A 14,002-nucleotide genomic window follows, 5' to 3' on the forward strand; every position below is an offset into this window, starting at 1 on the left:
GTCGACTTAGGCAAGCAACCATGGTTAACGCAGGTCGACATAACGTTGCGGATTTTTACGGCAAACAGGAAGCTCTCTTTCTGAATGGTATTGCCATCCTCATGATGTTTTGGCATCATTTCTTCGGGTACAATCCGGGAAGAAATGAGGCAATCGAATTTTTTACGATTCCTATAGGTTCCGTAAGTCTTGAAGGTGTAGTTGCCGTATTCTGTAAACTGTGCGTCGCTGTCTTCGCATTTAACACAGGATACATAATTTGGAAGAGAGCAAACGATTATCTCTGCTATCGAAAAATATTCTTGCGCCTGTTGCGCTTTCTTCTGTCTTATTGGGTCGTTTGCCTATTATTTCTCGTCGTAGGGTATTTTATAGGACATAAGTTACCCTCTTTAACTACATTCGGATGGAATCTGATCGGGTTGTCGCTTTCTCAAGATTCGGGCATATGCGTTATTTTCGGTTGGTATGTATTCTATTACATTGTCCTGATCTTGCTCAGTCCCGGCCTACTTTTGTTCTATAAGCGAACGCGTATCGCAGTTGATCTCTTCTCGCTTGGTGTAATATGCCTTTTGTTTTCCCGTTCTATAATCGCCCTTCCCTTTGGTAGCATGCAGTTTTTAGAGCCGATTATTGTCTCCGTAGTCGGCATAATGACCGCCAAATATCAAATTTTCTCTCGGATTGACAAAGTGCTTGGATTCAATAAACTACCGAAGATTTTTTTTGCTCTGATTGTTTTGTTCTTCCTGCGGTTAGGATTGGTAAAATCCGGAGTTTTTTATAGCATTTATGTGGTGGATGCTCTATTAATCGTTCCATTCATCTATTGTATGGTCTCCTTTTTTAGACTTTCTTGTATGTTGATAAAAAATGTCGGAATGACGTTAGGGTTGCATAGTATGTATTTTTGGTTTTTACATTCGTTTTTCTTTATTGACAATCTGAGTGTGCAGAAATTTCTTTATTTTCCCTATATCCCTACGATCATTTTGATATGGGGAATGGCGATTATGCTGCCGATAGCCATGTTCTTGGGATATTTCCAAAATAAACTCGATAACGGGAACAATACCTTTCGATTGATATACTCAAAATTTAACCCGTAGTATGAGCAATATATTATTTTTATCACCTTCGTACATGGGGTTGAATAGACCGATATACGAAGAGTTGTTAAGACAAGGACATACAGTCACGGCTATTGAAGATTGCGATCTGCCATTTGATTACAAGCATCGGTGGCGCGGCTGGCACGACAGGTTGCTAAGCGCATGGAAGTGCCGGGCGAAGCGTTGCTACCAACGTTATTGGGAACAACAGTTTCTTCACAATGCAGCATTAAACTCCCATTTTGACTTGCTCCTGTGCATTAACGGTGTAAGTTTTCATCCTTGTCTGCTTCGACATCTGAAACGAATCAATTCTTCCCTGAAGAGTGTTCTTTATTTGTGGGATAATTCTTCTTTCTACGATTACTATCACAATGCACGGTGGTTCGATCGCACGCTGACCTATGACCTTGAGGACAGCCAACGATATCATGCAGATTTACTTCCTTTCTACTGGATGCCCGTAATCTGCCAAACAAATGTCATAAAATATGATATGTCTATAGTTGGGTCGAACCATGACAATCGATTGGCAATATGTCGGAAAGTCAAGGAGCAGATTGTAAACCTAACGGGGCTGAGAGAACCCCCCCCCGTGATATACTTCCATATCGTGGACTCTCTGCTGCCAGAAGACGATATTATCAGTCACCGCAAAATGACGCTTGAAGAGGTGCAGCGAATAACTGCCTTGAGCAGATGTATACTTGATACCGATCGCGAAACACAAACGGGTACTACCCCGCGTCTAGTCTGGGCATTGGCAATGGGAAAAAAGGTGGTGACGACCAACCAGAACATTGCCCGGATGCCTTTTTACAACTCACGGCAAATTCAAATCATAGATAGGAAAAATCCAGTCATTGATTTGCGTTTTATTTTGGAAGATTGTCTATATCCGCTTGACCAATCGTTATTGCGTTTAAGAATCGATAACTGGGTAAAAAATCTGATCGAGTGAACGATTGACTCGAACTGTTCCGGCTGAATGATCTGTCGTTAATCAACTCCTTCCCATTCAAAGGTCGGCCTTTTTTTGGTATGACACTTGCGGGAGCCGGGGAAAACTCCCGCCATGAAAATCAAGACTGGCAAAGGCTCCGTAAAACTGTTGGTGCTGCTGGCGATCTGGTCGGTTTCGGCCGTCTCGTCGCTGCCCGGACTGGCCATCTCCCCCATCCTGGGCGATCTGAACCATATCTTCCCGAAAGCGAACGATTTGGAGATTCAGATGCTCACCTCGCTGCCGTCGCTGCTGATTATCCCGTTCGTGCTGCTTTCGGGCCGGCTGTCGGTCGGAAAGGATAAACTCAAGATACTCATCGTGGGTCTCTCCGTCTTTTTCCTGAGCGGTGTGGCCTGCCTCTTCGCACGGAGCATGGCGCTGCTGATCGTCATCAGCTGCGTGCTGGGGATCGGTGCGGGGATGGTGATTCCCTTCTCCACGGGGCTGGTCGTGGACTACTTCACGGGCGACTACCGCGTGCGGCAGCTCGGATACAGCTCGGCCATCAACAACCTGACGCTGGTGCTGGCCACGGTGCTTACGGGCTATCTGGCCAAAGTCGACTGGCATCTGCCCTTTCTGGTCTACACCCTGCCGGGCATCTCGCTTGCGCTGTCGTTCTTCCTGAAGCGGCAGCGCTCGGAGCCGGAACCCGCACACAGCCTCCAGATGCGTCATAAGATGATCGACCGCCGCAAACTCGTGGGGTTGATGCTGCTCTACTTCTTCGTCACCTATGCCGTGCTGGTGGTCACCTACTACGCCGCTTTTCTGGTCGACGACTACCGGATCGACAGCTCGTTCTCGGGCGTGCTGATCTCGCTTTTTTTCCTCTCGATCATGTTGCCGGGGCTGTTCATCGACCGGATTATCCGGCGGCTGCGGCAGAACGTGAATCTCTTTTCGCTCCTATCCATCTTCATCGGGTTGGTGCTGACGGGACTGTTCCGCGAAAAGGGGTTGCTGATCGCAGGGGTGATGCTCTGCGGGCTGGGTTACGGCGTCATGCAGCCGGTCGTCTACGACAAGGCTGCGACCATCGCGCCTCCCCGCTCCGCGACGCTCTCCCTCTCGTTCGTCATGTCGATGAACTACCTGGCGGTGATGATCTGCCCCTTTATCATGGATCTCTTCCGGAAGCTGTTCCATACGCACAGCGACCGTTTTCCGTTTTTCTTCAATGCGGTGCTGGTCCTCGCGGTCGCGGCCCTCGCCTATTTCCGCCGCAACAATTTTGCGCTGGGGCTGGAAGAGTCTTACTACAAAAGCTGACCGGATTTTGGAAATAACGTAAAAAGGTTTATTTTTGCGATGAAAAGTCGCCGAGAATAAACCTTTTACGCGATACCTATGAAGAAAACACTGATCGCTTCGCTGCTGGTCGCCGCGGCGGGAGCGGGCTGCGCGAAGCAGCCGGACGAGCCGATGTATGTCCGCATCGCGCCGACGATCCTCACGCGCGTCACGGCCCTCCACTTCGACGCGGGCGACCGCATCGGCCTGACGGTCCGCAAGGGTGCGGAGACCTGGGCGGAAAACCGGCTGATGATCTACGACGGCGCGGCTTTCGCAGCCCCCGATCTGATCTGGTACGACCAGTGGAACGAACCCTCGACGCTCACGGCCTGCTACCCCTACTTCGAGGCGGGGCTGCCCGCCGAGTTCACCGTCGAGGCGGACCAGCGGAGCGGCTGCGGCCCGTCCGACCTGTTGGGTGCATACCGGACGGACGTGACGCCCGGGAGCACTCCCGTAAGCATGCTGTTCCATCACCTGATGGCTCAGCTGACCCTCGTGGTCGACAATACCACCTCTTCGAAAGTTACCGGAATCACCCTCTCGGGGTTTGCAGCGACGGCCGACGTGGATTTCACGACCCTTTCCTCTGCAGCCAAAAAGGGCGTTCCTGCGACCGACATCCGGACGTTCTGCGTCACGGAGAACGTCTCCTATCGGGCGGTGCTCGTGCCGCAGCGGGCGGCGTTGACGGTGCGCGTTGCGACGGATGACGGCCGGGAGCGGGAAGAAACGCTCTCGGAAGCGGCCCTGGAGAGCGGACTGCGGTACGACCTTGCCGTAAAGGTTACCCAGGAGAAGATCTCCCTGACGCTCAGCGGCGAGATCAGCGACTGGCAGGACGGCGGCTCTATCGGCGGCGGAAGCGGGGAGAGCGGATCGCTCAGTTACGGCGAAGATACCTATCGCACCGCGACGATCGCCGGGCGGGTGTGGATGGCCGAGAACCTGCGCTTCCTGCCAGCCGGAGCGGCAATCGGCACGGGCGTCTGGTATCCCGAGGGCGAGGCGTCGGTTTTGGCCACGCAGGGTTATCTATACGATCACGCCTTCGCGGTCGGGGCGGCCGGAAAAGGAGCGTCGCCCGTGCAGGGGATCTGCCCGCCAGGATGGCATATCCCGGATGGAGCGGAGCTGGCGACGCTGATCGGCGCTCCGGAGCGGGACGGCGGCTTCCTCTGCTGCGCGGGTATCTGGTTCGCCTCGACGGGACGCTACGGCAGTTCGTCGAAAGGTTATCTAATGGGCGCGTCGTCGCAGGACGGCAAGTTCGACTGTCTGAGCTACACCGCGGGCGGGCAGCCGCTGCTGACGACCCTCACGAGCGGCGAATGCGGCGTGTCGGTGCGCTGCGTCAAGGATTGATTCAGACGCTTCAAATGATAAGTGCTGGCCCCGATAAAGGCCAGCACTTTCATTACTCGGTTTTGCGGCTCGTTGAGCCGCGCGGGCCGCAGCCTCCGGCGGCGGAGGCCCGCCGTTGGCGTGCTCCACAGGCTACGCCCCGATCTTTGGATCGGACAGGGCCGCCGTTCATCAGTTATCCCGATTCAGAAAGAAGATCGGGATATTGGCTAGAAAGACGTCCTGGCCCGAGAGCAGGGATCGTTTGGCGATCAATTCCGAGAGCCGGATGTCGCCGATCAGGTAATTGCTCTCGTCGCTGGCGTACCGTTCGTGCACCTTCTCGAAGTGCAGGATGCCGGGAATGTCCGTGGTCGTGTAGCGGACGTAGATCTTGAGCGTAATGTCGGTGGTATAGTCCGGTTTCTGGACGTATTTCAGTTTTTTGTATTCGTAACGGTAGTCGTGCAGCCGCGCCATGATGTCGCTCAGGATCGACGAAGCGGTCGGCAGGCTGCCCGCCCCCTTACCGAACATGAATTGCCGGTCGTAACATTCGCCGCGGATCACTACGCCGTTGTATTCGTCGTCGACGCTGTAAATGTACTTTGCGGGGCTGACGAACTCCGGCATGACGAACATAGTGAAGTGCTCGTCGCTGACCTTGACGACCTGAGCGACCAGTTTGATCTTGACCCCCTTTTCGCGGGCGTATCGGATGTCCGAATCGTGGATGGTCGCAATGCCGTAGGTGAAGATGCGCTCCGGAGCGACGTAAGCTCCCAGTGCATGCACGGTGATGATGACCAGTTTGAAGAGGGAGTCGTACCCCTCGATGTCGAACGAAGGGTCGCTCTCGGCGAATCCGAGCGCCTGCGCCTGCGTCAGCGCGTCGGCATACGGTTCGCTGTGGTCGAAGACGCGCGAAAGGATGTAGTTCGACGAACCGTTCAGGATGCCCTTGACTTCGAGCAGCAGATCGTTGTCGTAATACTCTTCGAGGTTGCGGATCACGGGGATCGAGCCGCACGACGAGGCGTCGTAGAGCAGCGCCACGTGGTGCGTCTTCTGAATCTCGATCAGCTCGGGCAGGTGGTGCGCCAGCATCGTCTTGTTGCCCGAAACGACCGGGATGCCTTTCAGCAGGGCGCGTTTCACGATGTCGTAGGCCGCTTTCGCGTCGTCGATGACCTCGACGATCAGGTCGATCTGCGGATCGTCGAGGATGTCCTCGGGACGGTCGGTGAAATACTTCGCATCGGCCGTGCGGGGCTTGCCGAGCGAGCGGACGCAGATGCGGACGATCTCGGCGTTGGCGTTTTTCGAACGGTGCACCACCTGGAAGATGCCTTGTCCGACGACGCCGAATCCGAACAGGCCGATTTTTATTTTACTCATACTTGAGGGTCGTTTATAAAAGGAGAGAGAATTTCATTCAGTTGTTCGTGCTCGACCAGAAACCCGTCGTGGCCGAATGACGAGTCGATCTGGCGGTAAACGCTTCGGGGAATCAGGGCGTGCAGTTCGCGCATTTCGGCGGGGGTGAAAACGATGTCGGTCGAGATGCCGACTATGAGGGTGCGGGCTTCGATGCGGGCAAGAGCCGCCACCACCCCGCCCCGGCCGCGCCCCACATCGTGGGTGTCGAACGCCGAGAGGATGGCGTAGTAAGAGTAGGCGTTGTAGCGCCGGCAGAGCTTTTCGCCCTGATACTGCTGGTAGGTCGAGGCGCGGTGCACGGCGGGCTGCTCTTCGGTGTCCTGCTGCGTGAGGTTGTACCCGGCGGGTCCGCGGTAGGTCAAAAGACCGATCGCCCGTGCGGCGGCCAGCCCGGCCCGTCCGGCGTCGTCGCGCGCCTCGCCGAACGTGGCGTCGGCCTCGATGGCCATGCGCTGGGTCTCGTCGACGGCGATCGACCACGGGGAGGCTTTCGCCGAGGTGGCGATCAGCGCCAGCCGCTCGATGCGCTGCGGCTCCGTGACGGCCCACTCCACGGCCTGAAATCCGCCCACCGAACTGCCGACCAGCGCCCGGATGCGGCCGATGCCCAGCGCGTCGGCCAACAATTGATGGGCGCGGACCATGTCCCGGATGGTGAAGGGCGGAAAGTCGCGGTAATAAGGCTTCCCGGTCGCCGGATTCACGTGCAGCGGACCCGTGGTTCCGTAGTGGGAACCGAGGATGTTGGCGCAGACGACGAACTGGCGCGCCGGGTCGAGAAAGCGGCCCGCCTCGACCGTATGGGGCCACCACTCCCTGACGTCGGAGTTGGCCGTGAGCGCGTGGCAGACCCAGACTGCGTTGTCGCGCGCCTCGTTGAGCGTGCCGTAGGTGTGGTAGGCGATCCGCAGCGCGGGGAGCGTGTGTCCCGTTTCCAGCAGGAAGGGTTTCCCGTAATCGAAATAGCGTACCATCAGCCGATCTGCGAGAAAGCCTGTTCGAAGTCGTCGATCACGTCGTCGACGTTTTCCAGTCCGAGAGAGATGCGCAGCAGCGTGGGGGTCACTCCGGCCGCGGCGAGCGCCTGTTCGTCGAGTTGTTTGTGCGTGGTCGATGCCGGATGGGTGACCACCGTCACCGAATCGCCGATCATGGTCATGTGGGCGGCCAGCCGAAGTGATTCGACGAAGCGCACGGTGCTCTCCAGCGTCCCTTTCAGTTCGACGGTGAAGACCGCCGACGAGCCGAAACGGTAGTATTTGCGGGCGTTCGCGTAGCTGGGGTGCGATTCGAAGCCGACGAAGCTGACGCGTTCGACGCGCGGGTGGCTGCGGCAGTATTCGGCCAGCCGGCGGGTCGATTCCACCTCGTGCCTCACGCGCAGCGAGAGGGTCTCCAGCCCCAGCAGCATCAGGTAGGAGTCGAACGGCGAGGGACAACAACCCACGTCGCGCAGCCCGTCGACGCGGCATTTGGCGATGAAGGCCGCCTTGCCGAAGGCTTCGTGCAGATTCAGCCCGTGATAGCCCTCGGAGGGACCGTCGATCTGCGGGAACTTGCCGTTGGACCAGTCGTAGTTGCCGCCGTCGACGATCACCCCGCCCATCGCCGTGCCGTGGCCGTTGATCCACTTGGTTGCCGAGTCGACGACGATGTTCGCGCCCCATGCGAAGGGGTTGCAGAGGTATCCCGCCGCGCCGAACGTGTTGTCGATCACCAGCGGAACGTCTTTCTGCCGGGCCAGGCGTCCCAGCGCCTCCAGGTCGGGAACGGCGCAGGTCGGATTGCCCATGCTCTCGGCGTAGATCGCCCGGGTCCGTGCGTCGACGAGCGGCTCCATATCCTCGGCCCGTTCGCTGCGGGCGATGCGGCAGTCGATGCCTAGCCTGCGCAGCGTGATGCGGAACTGGTTGTACGTGCCGCCGTAGAGAAAGGGCGAGGCGACGATGTTGTCGCCCTCCCCCGCCAGCGAGAGCACCGTGAGGAGGATGGCCGACATGCCGGAGGAGACGGCCAGCGCCCCGACGGCGCCGTAGAGAGCTGCGATGCGCTCCTCGTAGACCGCCGTGGTGGGGTTTTGCAGACGGGTATAGATGTTTCCGGGTTCGCTCAGCTCGAAGAGTCGCGCCGCGTGGTCACAGCTGCGGAAGCGGTAGGCCGCCGTCGGGCAGATCGCAACGCCCCGGGCCCCGGTCTCGGGGTCGGTCTGCAAGCCGGCGTGGACCTGGAGGGTCTCGAATCGGTACTTTTTCTGATCCATAGTCGTAATCTAAAAAAATCCGACCTCATCGAAGCCGGATCGTATCGTTTTGCATGCAAGCGCGCTACACCCGGTCCGATCGGCTGTTCATCGACATGGCGCGCATCATGCGCATCGTTGCACGACGGCTGTTCGCCTCGGGCATCGGGACGTATTTCACGTTGTCGGTTCGCATCGGGTTCGGGTATCGGTCGCAAAGACTGGAAGCCGGCGCAACTGCTGTGCCGCTGTGCCGCCTGTCTGTGCACGCTTTATCGGATGCAAAGATAGGTTTTTTTCGGATTTATCTGCGTTCGCGGCCCTATTTTTTCCTCCGGCCGGAGTGCCGGGATACGAAAAACCGCCGAAGCGTGCGCTCCGGCGGTTTCCCAAATAAGTCGGGACGGTCAGTGTTTGCCGTCGATCAGTTCGATGCCCTGCCGGGTGGCTGCCCCGCGCAGGATGGTCCGGCTGAAGAGGTACAGCTCCTCGCGGGCCGCGTTGTTCAGCCTTAGTTCGAGCAGCGTGTTCATGATGCGTGCGGCGAATGTCGCGGCGTCGATCTCCGGCAGCAGCAGTTGTTCCGTGCGGCACGATTCGAGCGTGCGCGTCAGCTCGTCGAGCCAGAAGCGGCGGTGTTCGGCGAAATGCTCGGCGAAAGCCACCTTGCGGCGGATGTCCGCCAGAAAGCTGCTTTCCACGACATAAAGGCTGTCGACGTACTCGTTGGTCAGGCGCAGCATCCGCTGCAGCGGATTGCCGGCGCGCCGTTTGCGGCAGGAGACGATGCGCTGTCGCTGTTGGTGGCTCATCTCGTCGAGGCAGGCCCCCACCAGTTCGTTCTTGTCCGCGAACATTTCGTAGAGGGTGCGTTTGGAGATGCCGAGCGTCTGCGCGATCTCATCCACCCGCACGGCACGGATGCCGTTGCGGGCGATCATATCCTGCGTAGCGCGGATAATCTCCTCTCTGGTCGCTCCCCGCTTCATTACCGGGTCGGCTGGTTTGCCTCCTCCTCCAGGTCACGGCCGCCGCCGAGCGCCTGGTAGAGGTTGATGACGCCCTGAATCTCGTCGAAGCGGTCGGCGATCTGCGACAGCTGGGCCGAGAGCAGCGACTGCTGGGCGGTCAGCACCTCGAGGTAGGTCGAGCTGCCGTGACGCATCAGCAGTTCCGTGCTCTCGACGGCGCGTTCCAGCGCGGCGATCTGGCTGCGGCGCAGTTCGGTTTTGGCGCGGGCCGACTGCGTTTGCGTCAGAGCGTCGTTCACCTCCGCACCGGCGTTGAGCAGAGTCTGCTGGAAGCTCAGTTTGGCCTCCTCCTGCTGCGCCTTGGCGATCTTCACTCGGGCACGGTTGGCCCCGGCGTTGAAGATGGGCTGCACGAGCGAGGCGGCGGCGTTCAGGAGCAGTTTACCCGGGTTGACGATCCCCGCCCCGCTGTTGTTGGTCCAGCCCAGCGTACCGCTCAGCGTGATCTTGGGATAAAGTCCCGAGCGGGCCGATGCGGTGGAATAGTAGGCCTGCATGAGCGAGTATTCGGCGGCGCGGACGTCGGGACGGTTGGTCAGCATCTGCAACGGAACGCCCACCGTCAGGTCGTCGGGCAGCTGCTGGCCCTCCAGCCGGCCGCGGACGATCGTATGCGGCGCTTCGCCGAGCAGCGTGCAGAGGCTGTTCTCCACCTGACGGATCTGGTACTCCAGGTCGTGCAGCGAAGCCTCGATCGAGAGGTAGTTGGCCTCGTACTGGGCCACGCCCGCCTCGGTGGTCATTCCGGCCTCCTTGAGAGCTTTCATCGTGCGGACGCTCTCGCGCCACTTGGCCGCCGTCTGAAGGCTGACCTCGTACTGGCTGTCGAGCATCAGCAGCGTGTAGTAGAGGTTGGCCACGCCGGCGATCAGCTGCGTCTGGACGGCCTGCTCGTACTCCTTGCTCTGCGCGTAGAGCGCCCGGGACTTGCGCTTGGCGTTGGTCAGCCCGTTGAAGATGTCGATCTCCCAGCTGGCTGCGAGCGGAAGGGTGTAGGTCTTGGCCGTGTTGCGGTTGTCGAAGCTCGAGATCGAACCCTGCGGTGCGAAGTTGAACGACGGCAGGTAGGCCAGGCGCGCCGACTTGAGCGTCGCCTCGGCCTCCTTGACCCGCCAGTGGGCTGACTGCAGGTCGGTGTTGTTCTCTAGACCCAGCAGGATCAATGTTTGCAGCTGCGGGTCGGTGAACATCTCCTGCCAGCGGACGTTGCCGATGGTGGCCGTGTCGGCGCTTTCGGCCGTGCCGTACAGTCCGGCGGTCGTAACCTCCGGACGGGTGTAGGGCTTATAGATGCCGCAGCCCGTGAGTGCGGCTGCAAGGCAGATTATTACGATTTTCTTCATTTCAAATCCTCCTCATTCTCGTTTTTACATTCCTCCAGTTCGGCGCGGACGGCCCATTGCGGATCGGGGTCGAATTCCAGCGGCTTGATCTTCTCCTGCAAAGCCTGGAAGACGATGAAGAGCGTCGGGACGAGGAACAGCAGCGCCAGCGTACCGATGATCATACCGCCCACGACGCCCGAACCGAGGGTCGAGTTGCCGTTGGCGCCTACGCCGTTGGCGAACACCAGCGGGAGCATACCGAACACCATCGTAAGCACCGTCATCAGGATCGGGCGCAGACGGGCTTTGGCGGCCGAGACCGCGGCCTGCGTGAGGGTCATGCCGGCGGCGCGGCGGTCGGAGGCGTACTCGGTCAGCAGGATGGCCGTCTTGGCCAGCAGACCGATCAGCATGATCAGACCCGTCTGCAGGTAGATGTTGTTCTCCAGGCCCATGATCTTAGCAAAGAGGAACGATCCCATCAGACCGCACGGAACCGAGAGGATGACGGCGAACGGAATGATGAAACTCTCGTAAAGTGCGCTCAGGATCAGGTAGATCAGCAGGATGCAGATGCCGAAGATGATGGCCGTGTTGCTGCCCGTCTGAGCCTCCTCGCGCGTGATGCCGTCGAACTCGTAGCCGTAACCCTTCGGAAGCACCTGCTCGGCCACTTCCCGGATGACTCGGATGGCGTCGCCCGTTGAATATCCGGCGGCGGGCGTACCGCTGACGGCGATCGAGTTGTACATGTTGAAGCGGTTCAGCACCTCGGAGCTGTAAACGCGCGTGAGGTTGACGAACTGCGACATGGGAGCCATCTCGCCGCTGTTCGAACGTACGAAGATGTTGTTGAGCGACTCGGTGTCCAGCCGGTACTTCGGGTCGGCCTGCAGCGTCACATAGTACATTTTCGAGAAGCGGTTGATGTTCGAAACGTACTGGCCGCCGTAGTAACCCGCCAGGGTCGAGAGAATCGTGCTGGGGGACACGCCGGCGCGCTTGGCCTTCGCAGCGTCGATGTCGACGATGTACTGCGGGAAGTTGATGTTGAAGGTCGAGTAGGCGCGCTCGATCTCCGGCCGCTGGTTGAGCGTGCCGATGAATTTCAGGTAGATGTTGTAGAAGTCGGTCAGATTACCGCCCGCCTTGTCCTGCAGGTTGAGCGAGAAACCCGTCGAAGTACCGTAACCCGAAATCATCGGGGGAGCCACGGCGAAGATCTGCGCATCCTTGATGTCGGCCGTGCGGCCGTAGATCTGGCCGATGACCGACTGTACGGCATCCGCCTTGTCGGGACGCTCCTCCCAATCCTTGAGTTTGATGATACACATACCATAGGACGAACCCTGGCCCGCGATCATGCCGTAACCGGCTACCTGCATGTAGTCGCGGATCTGGGGAACGCTCTGAATGCGGTGCGAAATCTCCTCCATCACCTTGTGGGTCTCGGCGAGCGACGAGCCGGGAGCGGTGGTGACGTTGACCATGATCGTACCCTGGTCCTCGTCGGGAACCAGACCCGTCTTGGTGGAGTTCATCAGCACGACCAGCGCCGCGATGGCCAGGGCGAGGGTCGACCACATGAGCCATTTGTGCTTGATGAAGAGCAGCACGCCGTGCTTGTACTTGTTGACCATCGCCGTGAAAGCCGTATTGAAGGCCTTGCGGAAGCGGGCGGCGAAGTTGTCGCGCATCTCGCCGTTCTCGTCGAGGTAGGGTTTCAGGATCATGGCGCAGAGGGCCGGCGACAGCGTAAGTGCGTTGACGGCCGAAAGGCCCACGGCCACGGCCATCGTGATGCCGAACTGGGTGTAGAAGACGCCCGACGTACCGCCCATCATGGCGACGGGGATGAACACGGCCATGAAGACCAGCGTCGAGGTGACGATGGCCGAGGTGATGCCCGACATGGCGTCGATGGTGGCCATGTAGGACGATTTGTAGCCCACGTCGAACCGCGCCTGCACCGCCTCGACGACGATGATCGCGTCGTCGACGACCGTACCGATCGCAAGCACCAGCGCGAAGAGCGTCAGCAGGTTGATCGAGAAGCCGGCGAACGCGAGGAACCCGAACGTACCGATCAGGGCGACCAGAATCGAGATGGTCGGAATCAGCGTCGAGCGGATGTCCTGCAGGAAGACGTAGACTACCAGCACGACGAGGATGATGGCCTCGATCAGGGTCTTGATCACCTCGCTCATCGAGGCGTAGAGGAAGTCGTTGACGCTTTGCAGGTGGGCGATCTCGATGCCTTTCGGCAGTTCGGCGCGCACCTCTTCCAGCAGGGCGTCGATGTTGTTGACGACCTGCGTGGCGTTCGAACCGGCGGTCTGGAATACCAGGGTGCTGACACCCGGATGACCGTTGGTGTAACCTTTGTATGCGTAGGATTCGCTGCCCAGTTCGATGTCGGCGATGTCTTTCAGCCGAAGGATCGTACCGTCCTGCTTGGCCAGAATGACGATTTCGCCGAACTCTTCGGGGGTCTGATGACGTCCGCGGTATTTCAACGTGTACTGGAACGTGTTGTCGGAGTTCTCACCCAGCGTTCCGGTCGCCGATTCGATGTTCTGCTCGGCCAGGGCAGCTGTCACGTCCGACGGGATGAGCTTGTACTGCGCCATGATGTCGGGCTTGAGCCAGATGCGCATCGAGTAGTCCGCGCCGAGCGTGAAGGCCTCGCCGACGCCCGAGATACGCAGAATGCGAGGCTCTACGTTGATCTTCAGGTAGTTCGACAGGAAAGTCTCGTCGTAGGAGTCGTCCGGGCTGTAAAGCGAGAAGATCTTGACCATGGAGGTCTGACGCTTCATGGTCGTCACGCCGATCTGCGTGACCTCGGACGGGAGCTGTCCGGTAGCGCGCGAGACGCGGTTCTGGACGTTGACGGCCGCCATGTCGGCATTGATGCCCTGCCGGAAATAGATGGTCACGGAGGCGCTGCCGACGGCTGCGCTGGAAGTCATGTAGGTCATATCTTCCACACCGTTGATGGCCTGTTCGAGCGGTACGATGACCGAATTTTGAATCGTTTCGGCGCTGGCTCCCGGGTAGCTTGCGCGCACCATGACCGTCGGAGGTGCGATGTCGGGATACTGCTCGATGGGCAGCGTCGCCAGACCGATCAGACCTGCGATTACGATGACGATGGATATGACCGACGCCAGTACGGGTCGTTCGATAAAATGCTTGAGTGTCAT

General features: G+C 58.8%; 10 protein-coding genes. 4 read left to right on the forward strand and 6 right to left on the reverse strand.

Annotation, left to right across the window (positions count from 1 at the left end; translation table 11 throughout):
- Window positions 1–20 precede the first annotated feature (20 nt).
- The 4 genes from ACMO9O_RS10150 to ACMO9O_RS10165 all read left to right on the forward strand — a co-directional run bounded on the left by ACMO9O_RS10150 (window position 21) and on the right by ACMO9O_RS10165 (window position 4,782).
- A complete protein-coding gene (locus ACMO9O_RS10150) occupies window positions 21–1,112 on the forward strand; it encodes an acyltransferase family protein (protein WP_418983752.1) in 1,092 nt (363 codons plus the stop codon).
- 1 nt (window position 1,113) lies between these two features.
- On the forward strand, window positions 1,114–2,076 hold the full coding sequence (locus ACMO9O_RS10155) for a hypothetical protein (protein ID WP_418983753.1): 963 nt from the start codon (window positions 1,114–1,116) through the stop codon (window positions 2,074–2,076).
- Between the two features lie 114 nt (window positions 2,077–2,190).
- The gene (locus ACMO9O_RS10160; protein ID WP_418983754.1) at window positions 2,191–3,393 is read left to right on the forward strand and encodes an MFS transporter; all 1,203 of its coding nucleotides are present in this window, start codon (window positions 2,191–2,193) and stop codon (window positions 3,391–3,393) included.
- Between the two features lie 78 nt (window positions 3,394–3,471).
- Window positions 3,472–4,782: a fimbrillin family protein gene (locus tag ACMO9O_RS10165; protein WP_418983755.1), complete on the forward strand. Its 1,311-nt coding sequence runs from the start codon at window positions 3,472–3,474 to the stop codon at window positions 4,780–4,782.
- A 171-nt stretch (window positions 4,783–4,953) separates the two neighbouring features.
- Here the strand turns inward: ACMO9O_RS10165 and ACMO9O_RS10170 are convergent, their stop codons facing one another.
- The 6 genes from ACMO9O_RS10170 to ACMO9O_RS10195 all read right to left on the reverse strand — a co-directional run bounded on the left by ACMO9O_RS10170 (window position 4,954) and on the right by ACMO9O_RS10195 (window position 14,002).
- A complete protein-coding gene (locus ACMO9O_RS10170; protein ID WP_418983756.1) occupies window positions 4,954–6,159 on the reverse strand; it encodes a homoserine dehydrogenase in 1,206 nt (401 codons plus the stop codon).
- Window positions 6,156–7,175, reverse strand: a complete 1,020-nt coding sequence (locus ACMO9O_RS10175) for a homoserine O-acetyltransferase family protein (RefSeq protein ID WP_418983757.1) — start codon at window positions 7,173–7,175, stop codon at window positions 6,156–6,158. Before ACMO9O_RS10175 ends, ACMO9O_RS10170 begins: the two co-directional genes overlap by 4 nt.
- Window positions 7,175–8,461, reverse strand: a complete 1,287-nt coding sequence (locus tag ACMO9O_RS10180; RefSeq protein WP_418983758.1) for an O-acetylhomoserine aminocarboxypropyltransferase/cysteine synthase family protein — start codon at window positions 8,459–8,461, stop codon at window positions 7,175–7,177. Before ACMO9O_RS10180 ends, ACMO9O_RS10175 begins: the two co-directional genes overlap by 1 nt.
- Window positions 8,462–8,847: 386 nt before the next feature.
- Complete coding sequence (locus ACMO9O_RS10185) at window positions 8,848–9,429, reverse strand: TetR/AcrR family transcriptional regulator (RefSeq protein WP_418983759.1); 582 nt, start codon at window positions 9,427–9,429, stop codon at window positions 8,848–8,850.
- Window positions 9,429–10,814, reverse strand: coding sequence for a TolC family protein (locus tag ACMO9O_RS10190; protein WP_418983760.1), 1,386 nt, complete (start codon window positions 10,812–10,814; stop codon window positions 9,429–9,431). Before ACMO9O_RS10190 ends, ACMO9O_RS10185 begins: the two co-directional genes overlap by 1 nt.
- Window positions 10,811–14,002, reverse strand: coding sequence for an efflux RND transporter permease subunit (locus ACMO9O_RS10195; RefSeq protein WP_418983761.1), 3,192 nt, complete (start codon window positions 14,000–14,002; stop codon window positions 10,811–10,813). The genes ACMO9O_RS10190 and ACMO9O_RS10195 overlap by 4 nt, the downstream gene beginning before the upstream one ends.

The organism is Alistipes sp., assembly GCF_048465635.1.
In the GTDB taxonomy this organism is placed as follows: Bacteria; Bacteroidota; Bacteroidia; order Bacteroidales; family Rikenellaceae; genus Alistipes.

What these genes read in the sequence shown, in the direction of transcription:
- ACMO9O_RS10170 (WP_418983756.1), bottom strand. Translation starts at nt 6,159, where the DNA reads ATGAGTAAAATAAAAATCGGCCTGTTCGGATTCGGCGTCGTCGGACAA.
- ACMO9O_RS10185 (WP_418983759.1), bottom strand. Translation starts at nt 9,429, where the DNA reads ATGAAGCGGGGAGCGACCAGAGAGGAGATTATCCGCGCTACGCAGGAT.
- ACMO9O_RS10150 (WP_418983752.1), top strand. Translation starts at nt 21, where the DNA reads ATGGTTAACGCAGGTCGACATAACGTTGCGGATTTTTACGGCAAACAG.
- ACMO9O_RS10190 (WP_418983760.1), bottom strand. Translation starts at nt 10,814, where the DNA reads ATGAAGAAAATCGTAATAATCTGCCTTGCAGCCGCACTCACGGGCTGC.
- ACMO9O_RS10195 (WP_418983761.1), bottom strand. Translation starts at nt 14,002, where the DNA reads ATGACACTCAAGCATTTTATCGAACGACCCGTACTGGCGTCGGTCATA.
- ACMO9O_RS10165 (WP_418983755.1), top strand. Translation starts at nt 3,472, where the DNA reads ATGAAGAAAACACTGATCGCTTCGCTGCTGGTCGCCGCGGCGGGAGCG.
- ACMO9O_RS10175 (WP_418983757.1), bottom strand. Translation starts at nt 7,175, where the DNA reads ATGGTACGCTATTTCGATTACGGGAAACCCTTCCTGCTGGAAACGGGA.
- ACMO9O_RS10180 (WP_418983758.1), bottom strand. Translation starts at nt 8,461, where the DNA reads ATGGATCAGAAAAAGTACCGATTCGAGACCCTCCAGGTCCACGCCGGC.
- ACMO9O_RS10155 (WP_418983753.1), top strand. Translation starts at nt 1,114, where the DNA reads ATGAGCAATATATTATTTTTATCACCTTCGTACATGGGGTTGAATAGA.
- ACMO9O_RS10160 (WP_418983754.1), top strand. Translation starts at nt 2,191, where the DNA reads ATGAAAATCAAGACTGGCAAAGGCTCCGTAAAACTGTTGGTGCTGCTG.